Origin of the sequence: Clostridium kluyveri DSM 555 (assembly GCF_000016505.1) — a bacterium.
In the GTDB taxonomy this organism is placed as follows: Bacteria; Bacillota; Clostridia; order Clostridiales; family Clostridiaceae; genus Clostridium_B; species Clostridium_B kluyveri.
The window spans coordinates 3,784,298-3,802,580 of sequence record NC_009706.1 but is presented as its reverse complement, the minus strand read 5'-3'; the positions used below and the strand labels follow the sequence as shown (position 1 = coordinate 3,802,580).

The 18,283-nt window shown below is 29.6% G+C and carries 14 protein-coding genes; 9 read left to right on the top strand and 5 right to left on the bottom strand.

Annotated elements, in window-relative coordinates:
- The first annotated feature begins 32 nt into the window (after positions 1 to 32).
- Together CKL_RS18260 and CKL_RS18255 are read left to right on the top strand one after the other, a co-directional pair.
- On the top strand, positions 33 to 1,031 hold the full coding sequence (locus CKL_RS18260; protein WP_012104070.1) for a LacI family DNA-binding transcriptional regulator: 999 nt from the start codon (positions 33 to 35) through the stop codon (positions 1,029 to 1,031).
- A gap of 138 nt (positions 1,032 to 1,169) precedes the next feature.
- Positions 1,170 to 1,778 (top strand): DedA family protein, encoded by a 609-nt coding sequence (locus CKL_RS18255; RefSeq protein WP_012104069.1) that lies wholly within the window; start codon positions 1,170 to 1,172, stop codon positions 1,776 to 1,778.
- A gap of 176 nt (positions 1,779 to 1,954) precedes the next feature.
- Here the strand turns inward: CKL_RS18255 and ppsA are convergent, their stop codons facing one another.
- Together ppsA and CKL_RS18245 are read right to left on the bottom strand one after the other, a co-directional pair.
- Entirely contained in the window at positions 1,955 to 4,579 is a 2,625-nt protein-coding gene (ppsA, locus tag CKL_RS18250; protein ID WP_012104068.1) for a phosphoenolpyruvate synthase, read from the bottom strand.
- Positions 4,576 to 5,190, bottom strand: coding sequence for a TetR/AcrR family transcriptional regulator (locus tag CKL_RS18245; RefSeq protein ID WP_012104067.1), 615 nt, complete (start codon positions 5,188 to 5,190; stop codon positions 4,576 to 4,578). Before CKL_RS18245 ends, ppsA begins: the two co-directional genes overlap by 4 nt.
- A gap of 281 nt (positions 5,191 to 5,471) precedes the next feature.
- Between CKL_RS18245 and CKL_RS18240 the strand changes: the two genes are divergently transcribed.
- The gene (locus CKL_RS18240; protein WP_012104066.1) at positions 5,472 to 9,530 is read left to right on the top strand and encodes an AAA domain-containing protein; all 4,059 of its coding nucleotides are present in this window, start codon (positions 5,472 to 5,474) and stop codon (positions 9,528 to 9,530) included.
- 203 nt (positions 9,531 to 9,733) lie between these two features.
- Entirely contained in the window at positions 9,734 to 10,801 is a 1,068-nt protein-coding gene (locus CKL_RS18235) for a mannose-1-phosphate guanylyltransferase (RefSeq protein WP_012104065.1), read from the top strand.
- A gap of 41 nt (positions 10,802 to 10,842) precedes the next feature.
- Here CKL_RS18235 and CKL_RS18230 read toward each other — a convergent pair whose 3' ends face one another.
- Together CKL_RS18230 and CKL_RS18225 are read right to left on the bottom strand one after the other, a co-directional pair.
- A complete protein-coding gene (locus tag CKL_RS18230; RefSeq protein ID WP_012104064.1) occupies positions 10,843 to 11,118 on the bottom strand; it encodes a GIY-YIG nuclease family protein in 276 nt (91 codons plus the stop codon).
- Between the two features lie 21 nt (positions 11,119 to 11,139).
- Entirely contained in the window at positions 11,140 to 11,751 is a 612-nt protein-coding gene (locus tag CKL_RS18225) for a DNA-3-methyladenine glycosylase (RefSeq protein WP_041700869.1), read from the bottom strand.
- Positions 11,752 to 11,959: 208 nt separating this feature from the next.
- Here CKL_RS18225 and CKL_RS18220 point away from each other — a divergent pair, with 208 nt between their 5' ends.
- Both CKL_RS18220 and CKL_RS18215 read left to right on the top strand, forming a co-directional pair.
- Positions 11,960 to 13,342, top strand: a complete 1,383-nt coding sequence (locus CKL_RS18220) for a radical SAM/SPASM domain-containing protein (RefSeq protein ID WP_012104062.1) — start codon at positions 11,960 to 11,962, stop codon at positions 13,340 to 13,342.
- 103 nt (positions 13,343 to 13,445) lie between these two features.
- Positions 13,446 to 14,711: an ABC transporter substrate-binding protein gene (locus CKL_RS18215; protein ID WP_012104061.1), complete on the top strand. Its 1,266-nt coding sequence runs from the start codon at positions 13,446 to 13,448 to the stop codon at positions 14,709 to 14,711.
- A gap of 237 nt (positions 14,712 to 14,948) precedes the next feature.
- On the opposite strand, the gene CKL_RS18210 is transcribed toward CKL_RS18215, so the two are convergent.
- The gene (locus CKL_RS18210; protein ID WP_012104060.1) at positions 14,949 to 16,067 is read right to left on the bottom strand and encodes a glycosyltransferase family 4 protein; all 1,119 of its coding nucleotides are present in this window, start codon (positions 16,065 to 16,067) and stop codon (positions 14,949 to 14,951) included.
- A gap of 182 nt (positions 16,068 to 16,249) precedes the next feature.
- On the opposite strand from CKL_RS18210, the gene CKL_RS18205 reads away from it, so the two are divergent.
- From CKL_RS18205 to CKL_RS18195, 3 genes are read left to right on the top strand one after another with little or no spacing between them, the layout of a single operon-like run.
- Positions 16,250 to 17,257 (top strand): CotS family spore coat protein, encoded by a 1,008-nt coding sequence (locus tag CKL_RS18205; RefSeq protein ID WP_012104059.1) that lies wholly within the window; start codon positions 16,250 to 16,252, stop codon positions 17,255 to 17,257.
- Positions 17,258 to 17,279: 22 nt separating this feature from the next.
- Positions 17,280 to 17,477: a hypothetical protein gene (locus CKL_RS18200; protein WP_012104058.1), complete on the top strand. Its 198-nt coding sequence runs from the start codon at positions 17,280 to 17,282 to the stop codon at positions 17,475 to 17,477.
- Positions 17,478 to 17,511: 34 nt separating this feature from the next.
- A complete protein-coding gene (locus CKL_RS18195) occupies positions 17,512 to 18,273 on the top strand; it encodes a spore coat protein (RefSeq protein ID WP_012104057.1) in 762 nt (253 codons plus the stop codon).
- The last annotated feature ends 10 nt before the right edge of the window (positions 18,274 to 18,283 follow it).

Here is an 18,283-nt window from a genome sequence, read left to right as displayed (position 1 = left end):
TAATTATAAAAAATAAATCGGTAGGTGATAAAATGGCCACATCAATTAAAGACGTTGCTAAGGAGGCAGGGGTTTCTATAGCTACAGTTTCTAGAGTACTCAATGATGTAGATGTTGTAAATGAAGAAACTAAAAAGAAGGTTTTAGCAGCTATTAAAAAACTAGGATATAGACCTAATATAGTAGCAAGAAGTCTTAAAACCCAAAAAACGAGAACTATAGGAATAATAATTCCTGATATATCCAATCAATTTTATCCTGAGATTGTAAGAGGAGCTGAGGATGTAGCAAATATATATGATTATAATATAATGCTGTGTAATACTGATTTGGATATGGAAAAGGAAACGGAATATTTAAAAGTTTTAAAGGAAAAAATGTCCGATGGAGTTTTATATATGAGTAATTCTTTGGAAGAAGATATGCTAAATCTTATAAAACAACTTCAGATTCCAATGGTATTAGTAGAAACCACAAATGACAAAGAGGATATTCCTAGTGTAACTATTGATAATGAAAAGGCAGCATATGATGGAGTGACTTATTTAATAAATAAGGGGAACAGAAAAATAGCCTATATAGGCGCTAGTGAAGACATGGCTAATGCAAGTGCAGTAAGGTATAAAGGATATAAAAAAGCCCTTGAGGAGAATAATTTACAAGTTGATAAGAACAGAACTTACTTTAGTAACCTAAAAGCAAAAGATGGGTATGAGGGTATAAATAAAATATTAGATAGGGTAGATGTAGATGCCATATTTTGCAGTAGTGATGAAATTGCCATGGGAGCTATAAATGCGCTAAGAGATAGAGGAATCAAAGTACCTGAAGATGTAGATGTCATGGGATTTGACAATATATATTCAGCATCTATATTTTATCCTAAATTGACTACTGTAGCTCAACCTATTTATGATATGGGCTCTGTAGGTATGAGAATGCTTATAAAATTAATAAACAATCAGAAAATGGATAATACAAATTATGTATTACCTCATCAACTAATTGAAAGAGACTCTTGTAAAAAATAATATACAGAATTAAGTGTAGTTGGTTCTGATAAGCTTATTATTAACACTGTTTATAGAAAATTAATACAAAAATTCCGGGATATAATATATAATAGAGTATAAATAAAATACATATTTTTCGTGGGAAAGGAACGTATGATGATAGAAAGAATAATTGATGTAGTTATTTTTGTCCTGGACAAAACAGGTTATGCAGGTACATTCATAGCTATGGCCTTGGAGAGTGCTTGCATACCTATCCCAAGTGAAGCTATATTGCCTTTTGGGGGATATTTAAGCTTTACAGGAAGATTAAATTTAACCCTTGTTATAATTTTTGGAACGCTTGGAGGAACAGCAGGCTCTATAGGGGCATATTATATTGGTAAAATAGGTGGAAGACCCTTAGTTGAAAAATATGCTGATAAGCTTAGATTATCTAAATCCCATATTGAAAAAAGTGATTATTATTTTAATAAATATGGAGAAAAAATAGTATTTTATTCTAGGCTCTTACCTATAATCAGAACATTTATTTCTCTTCCGGCAGGCATAAGTAAAATGGATGTTAAAAAATTTACCATATATACCTTATTAGGATCCGCTATATGGAGTGTACTTTTAGGATATGCTGGTTATAAAATGGGAGAAAATTGGACTATTATACGTGAATGGTTCCATTTTGCAGATATAGCTTTAGTAATTTTAATAATTGCATTTATTCTTTATAAGTTGATATCTAAAAAGGTACAGACAGAAAATTCATAGGCATGTATAAATGTCATTTGATTTAAAAATATTAATATACCTTGAAAGACCAGCAAATTAATTTGCTGGTCTTTCAAGGTAACATATGAATAAGGCATGAAATTTGTATTCAAGGCTTTCTTATCTCTTTCTATAAGGTCGTCCTCCTTTAGCATTGCATCTTTTTGACTTGTTCATCACAGTATTTCTACGTACCCTTCTTTTCCATTTATCCTTATTCTCTGTCCATCTTTAATTAATTTTGTAGCATTCTCAACGCTTACCACTGCAGGTAGGCCATATTCCCTTGCAACAACGGCCCCATGGGTCATCATTCCGCCTACTTCGGTAACTAAGCCCTTAATCGATACAAATAACGGAGTCCAACTAGGATCAGTGAATGTTGTGACTAAAATATCTCCTTCTTCTATATTGGCATCCTCTATTTTTAAAACAACCCTTGCACGCCCCTCAACAACACCTGAGGAAACGGGCACTCCTGCTAATGCTCCCTGAGGTATGCTGTGGGTATCATATCTACCAGATATAATTTCTCCTTCAGATGTTATCACACGAGGAGGTGTAAGCTTTTCAAAGATTTCATATTCTTCTTTTCTCTTAGTTATGATATTGTAATCCAGTCTATTTGTTTTAACGACATTTCTAAGTTCATCGAAAGTCAGGTAATATATATCTTCTCTATGACCTATTATGCCATTATAAACTAAAATATCAGCTTCTTTTACCAATGCCTGTTTGATAATCCAATCAAACCATATGAGGACATATTTGTTGAATTCGCGGTAACCGGCATAGTTCCGTAAAACACTGATTGCTTTCTTTGCCTTCTTGGCTTTTCTTTTTCCGCCGGGCAATTTCTCAAGTCTACTTAGAATTTCCTGCTCATTCTGCTTTGCTTCCTTTATTCCCTGTTCAAACTTAGTACTGTGTGCATTTGGTCCAAAAGCATTGATATTACTTAGAATAGCAGGAACAAGTATGGTTGGCCTTTCATTCCATCGGGCTCTTGTTATATCAATTTCCGCTGAACAACGCATACCATATTTCTTGAGATATGCTTTAATTGAATTAGTAACAGCTACGCCACCTTCCAGTTTACCTAAATCTTCAAAAAAAGTAGCTTCCTTCGGCTGCTGAAAATATTCAATTACTTGCGGATACTGCCTGGCAACATCTGCTACATCTAAAAGCTCAAGCCCCATTTCAGATGTAACATTATTAGATACAGATTGAGCAAGGATATAAGCTACATTTTTTTTACCAAGCCATTTTTGAATATTCTTGTTTATCCAATAAGAGGCATAGGTCCCCGCAAAAACAACTCCATAGCTTTCAAAAATAGTATCCATTATTTGCTTCATACTCTTTAGAATAAAATCAAACAGTTTATCTCCTGAAACTTTAGTAATATTTTGCTCCAGTTCTAGCATCAGATCCTTATTATTATTCATTAGTCTTTCCACTATAGCTGGGTCGTTTGCCCTATAGTCTTTTATGGTAAGGTTTAACCATTTCAGCCACATTGATTTTGAAGGCATGACTGTCTTTCCCTTATACAGAGTTTTCATAAAATCCTTTCGTTTCGTCAGGTTAATAATAGCACTCTTCATTAGAACATCCACCGTATCAAGACCTTTTATAAATGTCATCCTGCCAAAGGGTGAAGAAATCTCACGGGATACATCTATATAAAGTCTTCCACCCATCTCACTCATGACACCGCTGATCATTTGTTTGAATAAAGTCTGGAAAAGAGACATTCCTAGTGGCCTCATGGCTTCGGTCATCATCTGACGGTGTCCAAATGAGATATATACATGATTCTTCCCATCCTTAGTTTCTGGAGGTATAGGATATAATGTAGTGATAGGACGACTTTGAACAATATAGAATTTATCTTCATAAAAGCACCATTCTATATCTTGTGGACATCCAAAGTATGCCTCAATCTTTCTACCCATACTCTCTAGTTGTAAAATCTGATCATTTGAAAGTGTTTGATTATTTTGCTGTGCAGTTTCAATCTCTTGCTCCTTTGTGCCGCCTGTCTTTAGTGCATATATGGCTAATTTCTTGGTGGATATCTTTTTATCTAGTATCCTGCCTTGTCGCACTTTATAGATATCTGGATTTACTATGCCGGATACAAGGGCTTCCCCAAGCCCAAAACTTGCATCGATGGATACAACCTTTCTGTTGGAGGTAACAGGATCTGCAGTAAACATTATTCCTGAAGTCTGTGGAAAAACCATCTTCTGTATTACTACAGATAGATAGATTTTGCGGTGGTCAAAATCATTTTGTATACGATAGATTACTGCTCTGTCCGTGTAAAGTGATGCCCAGCACTTTTTGATATATTTCAGTATGTTATCTTTGCCCATAATATTCAGATAGGTATCCTGCTGACCTGCAAAGGAAGCTAGAGGCAAATCCTCTGCTGTGGCACTTGAACGTATGGCATAGGCATTTTTCTCCCCAAGCTTTAAAACATATTGTGATATCTCTTTTACAATATCCTTTGAAATGTCCATACCTTCTATAACTCCGCGAATTTTTTTGCTGAGCTGGCCGATTTTTCCTCTGTCATCTACCTTTAAAAGGGATAATTTATCAATTAATACATTAAATTCGGGATTGCTGTCAACGATTCTTTTATATGCTTCAGTAGTTATGCAAAAACCATCTGGAACGGATATTTCCTTAATTCTGGACAATTCCCCAAGATTGGCACCTTTGCCTCCTACTACCGGAAGCTTTGATTTATCAATTTCTTGAAAAGCTAACACATATGAACTCATACATATTCCTCCTTATAAAAATTGTTTCTAAGTAAATCCATGCATTCCTCAAATTCTTTGAAAAAGCCTTCATAATCAATCTCTATCTTACTTGATAATTGATTCATATACCCATCAGTAAGCCAGAGAAGCATTTTCATAACCAGCTTTGGATCAATACCTTCTTTAAATTTTGAACAGTCCATACCATCAAAAGCAATTTTGTTTCTGAAACCTTCTCCTTTCGCTAAAATGCTTCTTATGTCTTCTTTTACTTCCTCATCATTTTCAAAATACATACTTGTTAAAAAGGCCGGAATTGCATTATGTTTTCTCATAATCGCAATTTCAATATTAGATGAAAGTTTAATTCTTTCAAAGAAATCAGTAATGGTATAATCAAATTTTTCATTAACTTCCTTCGTAATAATATTGCCGCATAGCTCAATTAAATAAAGATATAAGGATTTTTTTGTACCGAAGTAATGGAATACCATTGCTTTTGAAATTCTCGCAGCAGTGGCAATATCGCTTACGGAGGTTTTCTTATAACCATTGGCAGCAAAAGATCTAAGTGCAGCATCTATAATTGTCTTTTGTTTTTTTACAGGCAAATTTAAAAAATTTTTCACAAAAGTCACCTCTCAAAATCTATCAACCGAATCGGTTTATAATGATATAAGTATATTACTATAAATTGATTTGGTCAATAGAACTTTTACTAATAATTTTAATCATTATGTTCTATTTAATAAATATCCTAATTCTTTTTCTATATTTAGACATTATAAAAAAATATTGTCGCAGATATCTGAATTTTGTTTAACGAAATTTTTGAAATTTTTTCTAATTGATGGTATAATTTAACATAAAAGTAAATATAATTATTGGTTGCCATTATAGGAGGGGAATTATGAATTATAGGGATAAGGTAAAAAGGATATTTTATTACTTGTTAAATTTAAAGGAACTGAATCAAAAATGCGTAAAAAATATTTATGATTGTGATAAGTTATACTGGGAAGAAGAATTTTGCCACACACCTAACAGTGAATCTTGGGTAGAAGTAAATAAGGATAATAATAAGCTATACAGAGAATTTTTTAACTTATATCAAGAAAATGAAAAAAATGGAGAGAATTTTGAGATAGTTTTCGGGCACGGATTAATAGTATGGAAGCTAGAAAACGATAAAATTATTTATCCAATTTTAACAACTAGGATGAAAATAGAGTTTAATAAGGTAAAAGGAAGTTTTATGCTAATTCCTTCTGGCAAAACGGCTTTGGAAACTTTTCTATTTGAAGATTTAAAACAATGTGATGTAGCTAATATTTTTAAGTTGGAGGATAAAGTAAACGAGAGTAATTTAGATCCTAGGAACATGATAGAAATTGAGGATATATTCTTAGAGTTACTTTCTAATATAGATACTAGGGGAGTGGTTAATAAAAGTAAATTTTTAAGGAAAAAAATTAATTTTGAAGAATTTCCGGTTATCTATAACACTTCTGTTATTTTAGCAAGAAAAAATAGTATGAAGTTATGGGAAGTGGAAATTAATAATATAATAAAAGGAATAGATAGCGGATATAAAATACCTGAGACTATTAAAGCTTTAGTAGATGAAAAAGATATAGATTATAGTGAAGAAGATATAAATCAATGGAGAAATGTGGGACAAGATTTACTTTTTCCATTGCCAGCAAACTCAGATCAAAAAGAAATAATAAAACGTATATCTGAAAATTATGGGATAGTTGTACAAGGTCCTCCAGGTACTGGCAAAAGTCATACTATAATAAATTTAATATGTCATCTTCTTGCCTATGGGAAAAGGGTATTGGTAACAAGTCAGACAAGCAGAGCGCTTAAGGTATTAACAGAGAAAATACCGGATGAAATAAAGCCATTATGTATAAGCATATTGGGGAATGATGCTAACTCTTTAAATGATCTCAATGAATCTGTAAGGAAAATAGCAGATAATTTATCAGAGGATCCTGAAGTGATGTATGATGATATCAAACTATTAGAACGAAAGTTGAATCATTGCAGAAAGAATCAGCAGATTTTGTACGAAAAGCTTAAACAGGTAGAGAAGTTAGAAAACTATAGTGTGAATTATAAGGGAAAAAATTATAATACTATGTATATGGCAAAATGGGTGAAAGATAATAAGGACAAGTATAGTTGGATAGATGACAAAGTGGATATTAATGAAAATATACCTATTTCAGAAAAAGAGTTTGAACTATTAATTTATTTGTTAAGAGAATTGGATAAGACTGAAAAATGTCGTTTCGATAGTATAAAGAATATAGTAACCAGGCTACCTGATGAGGAGGAGTTTTGTGAAAGAGTAGAAGAATACAAGCAATTGGCTATGGAATATGAAAAATGCGTTAAAACAGTAGAAGGATGGCACATACCTTATAACGATAGATGTGATTACGATAAACTATTAAAGTTAATTGAGGAGTGTAAAAATAGAATTTCATATTTTGAAGAGGGCATGTGGGGAAACATGATGTATAATTATTACAGCAGCAATATAACAAGAGAAACACTTAAGGATTTATTATATAAAAGTAATAACTATATATTAATGCTTGGCAGGATCAGGAATCAACTGAGAAATCATAAGGTGGAAATTCCTAAAGATATTAATATGGACAAGTTCATAGACAAGTTTAATGCATTGTATAATTCTTTAAATGATAGTGGAAAAATAAGTAAATTTTTCATTATGCTTCATTCAGAATATAATTATATATTAGATAATTGTAAAGTAGATGGTAAGCCTTTAAAGACTATGAATCAAGCTATGACAGTTAAGCTTTATACACAGCAGGAACAAATATTCAAAGAATTAAAAGTTATTTGGAATAACACTATAAAAGATTATGGTGGAAAAATAATAAGTACTAACCTAAAAGAAACTGATCTTATTTCCATTGAAAAGAATTTAGAATATTTGAATGAAATTGTAAATTGGAATACAAAATATAAAAAGCGCATTATGGAAAGTTTTGGAAGAATATCGGTTCCTCCATATATCAATTGGTATAAAAAAGAAACTTATGAATATTTAATTAAATGTGTAAAAGCTATAAAAAATATAAATAAATATAATCAAGCTAAAGCATATATAGAAGTTTTCAAAAAAACAATAAGTAATTCAGAAAGGCTGAAAGGTCTTCATAAGGCTATAGAAGAGTTGAATACGGATAAAATTAAACAAACATTGGGAAGATTGAAGGAAATGAGTGCTATAAAGAATAAATCTTCTAAAATAGATGAATTATTAGGTAGAATCAGTAAAGTATGTCCTAATACTGCTGAAAATATAATGGAAAATTGGAATTTGTCAGGAGAAAAATTTAAGAATTGGGAACAAGCATGGAGATGGACTCAATGGAACAATTTTTTAAATGATATGTATAGTTTAAGTCCAGAAGCTTTAGAAGAAAGTATAGAAGAGGAAAAAAATAAAGAAAAGATAATAATAAAGGATATAGTTTCGAAAAAAACTTGGTATAATGAAATACGTCAAACTACTGAAAATCAAAAAAGAAGTTTATTCTCATGGCTTCAGGCAGTAAAGAGAATTGGCAAGGGTAGAGGTAAAATGGTACCTGAATACAGGAAAATAGCTCAAAATGAAATGGAGAAGTGTAAAGAAGTAATTCCAGTATGGATTATGCCTCTAAATAGAATCATTGAAAATATAAAGTTATCTAAAAATATGTTTGATGTAATAATATTTGATGAAAGCAGTCAAAGTGATATATTTTCATTATGTGCACTCATGAGGGCTAAAAGGGCAGTAATAGTAGGAGATGACAAACAAATAAGTCCAGAAACCGTTGGAATTGACCAAAGTAACATATATAATTTGATAGATAAATATCTAAAAGATATACCTCAAAAAGAATGGTTTGATCTTCAAACGAGTCTTTATGATACAGCTCTTAGGGTATTTCCAAGTAGATTAATGTTAAAAGAGCATTTTAGGTGTATTCCTGAAATAATAAATTTTAGCAATGATTTAAGCTATTCGGGAGAGATAATACCTTTGAGATATCCTAAAGCATATGAGAAATTTTATCCTCCTATAAATACCATTAAAGTTAAAGATGGAATGAGAGATCCTGCTAAGCCTATTAATGTAAAAGAAGCAAAATGTCTGGTAGAGAAGGTTGTAGCTTGTTGTAATGACATAAAATATTCTAATATGACTATGGGGGTTATATCTTTACTTGGAGAAGCTCAAGGACATTTAATAGAAGGTATGCTTAGGGAAAAGATAGGTGCAGAAGAAATGATAAAAAGAAGGCTCATATGTGGGGATGCCTATTCTTTTCAAGGAGATGAAAGGGATATAATGTTCTTGTCTATGGTAATTTCAAATGATGTGAAATTTGCTCCTCTTATGAGAGAAAATGATATTAGAAGATTTAATGTAGCAGCTAGCAGAGCCAGAAATCAAATGTGGCTATTTTATTCTATAGAATTAGAAGATTTAAATGTAGAGTGTGCACGTTATTGTCTTTTAAACTATTGTTTAAATTATGATAAATATTATGTGAATGATAAGAATGTAGACTATATATTCCAGTCTAGGTTCCAAAAGGATATCTATAATATTATAAAAAATAAGGGGTATAATGTAATTCCAGAGGTAAAAATAGGTAAATATAAAGTGGATTTTATAGTAGAAGGATCTAGAAATAGGGTAGCTATTATATGTGATGGGGATATGTATTCAGAGAAGTATAATTGGAAAGAAAATGTAGAGAGACAATTAGATTTAGAAAGGGTGGGTTGGATATTTTATAGGATAAGAGGAAGTGAGTTTTATTATGACCCAGAAAGGGTTATGAATAAATTATGGGAAAAATTAAGAGATATAGGAATAGAACAGTATAAAATAGAAGAAATTGATGCCAAAAATCTCAGAGTAGTGTAGTTATTTTTAAAGATTATGGTTTTGTATTGTATTATTAAAATAAGTATAAAGCTAATTATAAGGTGAAAAGTGTTTCAAAAGTGATTTTGAAATGCTTTTTTCTATTTTATATACTTTTAGCATTTAAACACTATATTACATTTCACACTTACAATAACCTATACATATTATAAAGCATAGCAAGCATTTTTGGAGTGAAGTTATTGTTATATGCGCTAATTCTTGCGGGTGGTAAAGGAACAAGATTATTTCCATTATCAAGGGCTAAAAATCCTAAACAATTTCTAAAAATTATAAATAATAAAAGTTTTTTAAGAAATACGGTAGATAGAATTAAGCCTTTGGTCAATGAAGAAAATATATATGTAATTACTAATAAAGAATATATAGATAAAGTTCAAGAAGAACTTCCGGATATAAACGAAGGAAATATATTTGCAGAACCAGAGAATAAGGAGACTGCTACATGTATAGGATTTTCGGCAGTAAAATTGTTAAAAAAAGATCCTTCTGCTACTATGATAATTTTACCATCGGATCATTATATAGAAAATGAGAAATTATTTATAGATACTATTTTTCAAGCCGTAGAAATAGCAGAAAGAAGAAAAGGTCTTGTAACTATGGGAATTAAACCTTCAAGACCTGAAACGGGGTATGGCTATATAAATATGGGAGAAAGAATAAATGCTAGGATTGCTACTTTTAAAGTAGAAAGATTTCTAGAAAAGCCTAATTTAGAAGTTGCCAAAGACTTGATATTTAAAGGCACTTATCTATGGAATAGTGGTATATTTGTGTGGAGAGCAGATGTATTCTTGAGAGAAATGCAAAAATATCTCCCTAAAATGTATAAGTGTATGCTTTCAATATATAAAAATTTGGACACAGAACAAGAAGAAAAAATAATAAAAGAACAATATAATTCCATAGACGGAATATCTGTAGATTTTGGAGTAATGCAAAAAACTAGAAAGGCTTATGTAATTAAATGTGAGTTCTTATGGGATGATATAGGAACTTTTAATGCTTTAGGAAGATTTCTGAAAGACTTTGATGGTAATAATGTAAAGGGTAATGCAGTATTGGAAGCTAGTGAGAGTTGTACTGTGTACGGGGAAGATAAGCTTATTATAGTATTTGGAGTAAAAGATTTAATAGTAGTAGATTGCAAGGATGTACTTTTAATTATGGATAAAAATAAAGATCAAGAAATAAAATATCTAGTGGATATTTTAAAAAAGAAAAATAATCTAAAAAAGTACTTATAAAAAATTGAGATATATATTCCAAATTTTATCAATAAATATGTTTATACAAATGTAAGCATACTCTTATTATCTTTTTTAAATGATTTAATTAAATCCAATTTATTCTTTCTGGTCATTTTTTTTATAATGTATTCTCTATGTAGAGCTTCTTTTTTGGAGTTGTATTTCTCAAAATATATAAGTTGTACAGGGAGCCTGCCCTTAGTGTATTTGGCTCCTTTTTTGTTGTTATGAGCTTGTACCCTTTTTTCTAAATTATTAGTATAGCCTGTATATAATGTTTTATCACTACATTTTACTATATAAACGTAATCCATATATAATCCACTTTCTCAAATTCATTTTACAGATACGTAAAAGTTATTTTCTATATAAAATCTCCAGAGGTAATCTGCTGCATCTCCTGCATAGTCCACACCTATTCTTTTTGCACTTTTTATTTTGAAGTCTTTAAAATTATCATCTTCAATGTAGAGATTACTATTGCAAAGATCTTTTTGATTTTGATTCTTATCTATGAGTAATGCCTTGCATAATTTGCCCGGACCGTTGGTCAAGTTTTTTATTTCGTTCTTATTTAAATGGGCGAATTTCTTTTTATATCTGTTAAGAGATATATCGTCTATATGATGAACAGGTTCTATGGCTCTTACAAGTACTGCTTCTGGGATATCTTCATCTTCAGTTACAACATTAAAACAATGATACATACCATATATCATAAATACATATGAAAATCCACAGGGACCATACATTACTTCTGTCCTTTTTGTTCTCTTATTCATGTAAGAATGAGCAGCTTTATCCATAATTCCCTTATAAGCTTCTGTTTCAACTATTCTGCCGGATAATTTCTTACCATTTATTTCATGAACCAATATTTTTCCCAAAAGATTTTTGGCAATTGATAAAGTATCTTTACTGTAAAAGTTTCGCTGTAATCTTTTCAACAATAACACAATCCTTTAATATTTAAACTTAATAATAATTATATATGAATAAGATATTTTGTCAAACTTCAGGAATAACTGAGCATGTTGTTAATGTGCAGATTAATAACCATTTTATAGAATAAAAATTAATTTATTGAATATATATCAAATAGCAGAGAAATACTAAATGGAAATAGTTTTACAAAATAATTGGGAGGAATAGCATATGAAAACCACTGAAATCCTGGAAAAAACGGTTAAAGATGCTTTGGTTAAAACTGGTATAGAATTGCTTAATAAAAATCCTGAAGAAAATATTTACAGACTATTTGCTCTTATAAAAAAAGCCATAAGAAAAGATGAAGACAATTTAACTAAAATTGAGGAGGTAGAAAAATTATATAAAACTAATCCTAAAGTTCATGAACTTGTCATAAATATTATTAAAGATTCAAACAGAAAATGTAAAAACAAATTTTTTGCAAATTTTTTTGGAAATGCAGTATGGTATGGAATGCCAAAAAGAAAAAAAATTTTAAATGAAAGAAATGTAAAAATACCTTTTACTATTCTTATAAGTCCATCTATGAGGTGTAATTTGAAATGCAGGGGATGTTATGCTGCAAGTTACAGTAAGAATGATGATATTCCAGAAAAAGAAGTAGATAGAATTATCAAAGAAGCTAGAGATCTTGGAATCTATTTTTTTGTAATCCTTGGAGGAGAACCTTTTATAAATGATTATATGATGAACATATATAAAAAATATAGTGACTGTATGTTTGTACCCTTTTCAAATGGTACACTTTTTAATGAGAAGTTAGCAGATAAAATAAAAGAACTTGGAAATGTTCTTCCTATGTTTTCTGTTGAAGGGTTTGAAGAGGAAACTGATAGGAGGAGAGGAAAAGGTGTATTTAATTTAGTTATGAATGCTATGAAGCTCTTAAAAGATAGAGGAGTTTTATTTGGGATATCTACTGCTGTTAGTAGATATAATATAAATAAGGTTACATCAGATGAGTTTATAGATATGCTTATAGAAAAAGGAGCAAAGATGGGATGGTATTTTATATTTATGCCAGTGGGTAAAGAGCCTGATGTAAATTTAATGCTTACTCCAGAGCAAAGAATATATCTAGGCGAGAGAATAAGAGAAATGAGAAACACAAAGCCGTATTTTGTTATAGACTTTTTTAACGATGCACCATATGTAGGAGGGTGTATTGCAGGAAAGTATTATTGCCATATAAATTCTAAAGAAGATGTAGAGCCTTGTATATTTGCTCATTTTTCAGTGGACAATTTAAAAGGAAAAAAACTTGAGGATGTGTTTAATTCAAACTTTTTTAGAGAAATTAGGCATAGACAGCCTTATAATTCTAATTTGTTATTGCCTTGCATGATGATTGATAATACAGATGAAATTAGAAGTATTGCAGAAAAAACAGGGGCAAGGCCCACAGATGAAGGAGCAGAGATGATGCTTCAAGATTTAGAATTTCAAAAAAAACTTGATAAAATATCGCAGGAATTTAAGCCTTATGCACAAAAAGCATGGGAAGAGAGTTTTAAATCCAAAGGTAATTATGATATGTCTAAAGGTTAAATATTATATTTAGGTATATATTCCAAATAACGTATTGAAAGATAAAATTATATTTGTTAGTATAAAACATATATATTAAGTTACAAGTAATAGGAGAACTCTTATGAAAATATATAGAAAAATAGTATTGTTTTTAATACTGGTAATTATTATAATATTAGCATTTTTTTATAGTCAAAGAAAAAATGGAGAAACAAATAAAGAAATATTAAAAGGAAAGATTGAGATTATTACTGATGAAATTCATAGGCCGCAGTTGAAATTAGCTGCAGATAGATTTAAGTTGTTACATGAGAAGGTTAACGTAGATATTAAAGTATTAAAAGATGTGGATAATAATGTTAAATCTATACTAAATAATTCTCAATATGATGCAGATATAATAACTGTAGATGATAGTTATGTAAAATATGTGCTCTCTGAAAATTCGGGCAAATTTTTAGAAGTTACAAATCTGATTAATCCCTATAAGAGTACACTTTTAAGTAATAAAATTAATAACAATAGTATAAAAGGAAAAGTGTATGCAGTTCCTTGGGATACTTATCCTAGAGTTCTGATATATAGAAAAGATATATTTTTAAGTCAAGGGATAGATGCAGAAGCTATAAAAACCTGGAGTGATTATATAGAGGCAGGTAGAAAAATAAATAAAAATACAGGAAAAGTATTTGTAGCTAATACTTTAGATGATACTAGTGATATATATTTATTACTTGCCAATCAATTAGGGACTAGCTATTTTAATAAAAAAGGAGAATTAGATTTTCAATCTTCAAATTGGAATAGATTAGTAGAGATACCTAACATTTTATATAAAGAAGGGTTAATTAAAGATTTTAATTCTGAAAGTGAACTTATAGCTAAAGCACAAGCAAATGAAATAGTGTCATTTATAGGAAATCCTGTTTGCATCACAGATTTAATGAAATATTCCGAGGGTTCAGGCAAGTGGGCAATAATGAAATTACCAGCTTTTGAATCCGGTGGAAATAGGGATGTGTCTCTAGGAGGAGTAAATTTGCTTATAAACAAAAGCACATCATCAGCTAATCTAATGCAGGAATTTGTAAAATTTACGCTTATGGATGATAAACTGCAAATGGATTTGTTAAACTATTATGGTAGATTTCCAGTAAATATGAATGTATATAACTTTGTAGATTTTAATAAAAATGTTTCCTATTTTAATAGTGAGGTATGGAATTTATTTGCCGTCATAGAAACAGGATCTCTTAGTATAAATTATACTAAAGACTTTCCAAAAGTAAGGGAAATAACAGAGAATACCCTAACTAGTTATAACATAAAAATTCAGGATTTTAAAACTATAGTTGAGAATATAGAGAATTCTTTAAAGCATAAATAAAACTTATTCAAAAGGGAATAGAAGATGTGTTAGCAGAGTGGATGACATCCTCTGGATAAAATTATTTTAAAATAAATATCATAAAACGTTTACAAAATTTTAAATTTAAGCTATAATGTATATAGGGATTAATCATATAGGGAATTTTAACATATAAGCAAAGCCTTTTAACTAGGAGCGTAAATAGTTAAAAGGTTTTTGCTTATATTAGTTAGTTATAGATTTTAGATAAGTTTTTTACCTGTTTAAAACTTTTTTGTAAACCTCAATGGTTTCTTCAGAAGTTTTTTCCCAAGAAAATTTATCTGCTTGTCTTAAGGCCTTTGAGGTTAAATCTTTTCTTATATTAATGTCATTAATCAAAGCTTCTATGGAATACATAAAGTTTTCCATATCAAAGGGATTTATAAGAATTCCACCATCTCCTACTACTTCTGGAATAGATGAAATATTGGAAGCTATTACAGGAGTACCGCAGCTCATAGCTTCTAGGGGAGGAAGTCCAAAACCTTCATATAAAGATGGATATATGAATATATCACAGGCATTGTAAAAAATAGGCATCATTTTTTCTTCTATGAATCCTGTAAATTTAATATTTTTATCTATGTTCAAATCTATACTTAGATTCTTTAATATATCAGAATCATCTTTATTGGAGCCTACAATTACTAAATCATAATTTCTATCTAGTTTTTTATGAATTTTAGAAAAGGCAGTAATTAATGAGTATACATTCTTTCTTGGGCTAAAACCTCCTATATAGAGGATAAATGGATTCTCTATGTTATAATTAAGGTGTATTTTATATTTACACTTATCTTTATCTAGGGGTTTGTATTTTTTATCTGCAGCTAAAGGAGTTACAAATATTTTATCTTCATTTATAGGAAAAAATTTTAAAATATCTTTTTTTGAACAATTAGAAACAGTTATTATCCCATCAACTGAATTGATAATTTTAGGCATTTCCTTCAAAAATTTTGATAAATATCCTTTTCCCACTGTTTCAGGAAGTATATAAGGTATCAAGTCATGGATGGTGACTACTTTTTTGCATCCTATATTTTCGGATATGCCAATACCGTTTTGAGGAATATGGTATATATCTACGTTTTCTTTTCTTAAATTTACTGGAAAGTAGTATTGCTCAAAAAACCTATGCTGCCTTTTAGAGGCCATTATTATCTTAGTATTTTCTTGCTGTAATTTATTATAATTACTACCTGACCAGTATATGTGATAAAAATTTTCTTTGTGATTTTTTATTATATATTTTAATATTTTACTGGTATAAGTTCCTATACCGGTACCATTATACCAGTTAGCTCCCCTTGCGTCTATGGCAATTTTCATTATTCATACCTCCACATTCCAGTAACTTTAAAGTAATTGAGATCATTATATTACATATTATTAACATTACTATAAAAAGGTGACCATAACTTTCAGATTAAGATTCAAGTAAACTTCTTTTATCACATACATATACGATTAGTCATATACTACATATATAATAATTTTTGGAGGAAAAGCTTTTGGATATATTAAAAGTTCGAGAGTATGTTGAAGATGCTTACGATCTCCATATTGAGTTTATAGAAAAAATAAAAAGTATATATAGAATCCATACCAACTGTAATGAATACTGTTTAAAGGTAATAAATTATGATTATGGGCATTTCTTATTTATAATTTCTGCTATAAAGCATCTCCAAAATAAAAGATTCAGAAGTATACCTAAAATAATTAAGACTAAAGATGAAAAAGATTATATAAAAATGGAAAATTCTTATGCCTATTTGTGTGAATGGATTATCTGTAGAGAGTGTAATTATGATAATCCTTTAGATATTTTAGTAGCCACCTCCAAACTAGGAGAATTACACAAAAAGAGTTATAATTTTCAGGTTACCAAAGATATGAATCCAAGAATAGGATGGTTTAAATGGATAGATACCTTTAAGCATCGTCAAGAGGAAATGATAAACTTTAGAAAAATAATACTGGAAAAAGAATCCAAATCAGAATTTGATACATTATATTTAAACCATATTGATAGAGAAATCGAATTAGCAGAAAAATCCATAGATCATTTAAAAAAAAGCAACTATATGGAGAATATGAAAAAAGAAATAAAAAATATGGGATTCTGTCACCATGATTATGCAAATCACAATATTTTAATAGATGCTAAAGGAGAAGTTAATATAATAGATTTTGATTATTGTATATTAGATACTCATCTGCATGATCTATCAAGTTTGCTCTTGAGGAGAATGAAAAATGGAAAATGGAATATGAATAATGCAATTTTCATTATTGACACCTATAGTTCCATAAATGATGTAAAAGAAGAAGATATACCTATTATGGCTGCTTTTATAGAATTCCCTCAAGATTTTTGGCAGCTTGGAATACAGTATTACATGGAAGAGCAGCCTTGGGGAAAAGATTTTTTTATGAAAAAATTAAAGAAGATATTTAAGGATAAAGAAGAAAAATTAGAGTTCATAGATGAATTTAGAAATTGGAAATACAATTAAAAGGTTTAAGGGGGAATCACTTATGTCACATAAAAAATCTCGTCGTAAAAATGAAGAAGAAACTGAAAATAAAGATTTAGGCTATTATGATAATAAAGTAGAAAGTCTTAAGAAAACTGTTAAACATTTAGAAAAAATTAATAAAAGAAAAAAAGAAGTCATGAAACTTGAAAAAAAGAGAAGACATATGTTAAAGGAAATGAATAAGAAACACAGATGAAATAGTGACATTATAAGGGTGAGGTGGTTTAAAGGTGTATGGTGACAATGTTGAACTGTGTTTTATAGAATATTTAAAATCAAAAGGAATATATGTGGTAAAGCAATTCAATAGGGATTTAAAACAAGAATCCTTAACTTTAAATAGAATAAAGGAGCAAATATCTATAATAAGTGAATTTCATAAGAGAACTTTAGGTTATACAGGAGTTATGAACAAGCGTCTAGATAACAATATAGGAAGAGTAGTAGAACGGTATAAGATATATATAAGGAAATTAAAAAAGTATTTAGAACAGATATCCAGTTATAAAAACAAAAGTAATTTTGAAGAAAAACTAAATGAAGTGGGAGAAGGGTATTTAATTAGGGCAGAGAGGTGTATGGAAAATGTATACAAAAACAATTATATAGATTTGATACTTAGAAGTATGAGTAGGGTGGAAATGTGTCTGACAGATATTTACTTTGATAATTTAAGGAAAGCAAAAGATATACAAGTAATAAATATAAAAAATTGCTGCTATAATATGGTTGAAATGGATTTAGTGTATTTTCTGAACAAGATAAAAAGAAAAGGTATAGATATAAATTTTAGTGAACTTATAAAAAGTTTTTGTATTGAGGAATCTTTAGATGATAATAGCTTGCAATTTATATTATCTATAATATCTTATCCTTATCAATTCATGAAATGCTGCAATAGATATAGATATAATACGAAAAACTGGACAGAAGATGAATATTTACTTAGATTAGATAAATCCATCAATGAGGATGGAGAAAGTTTAATTTAAATAATAGTTA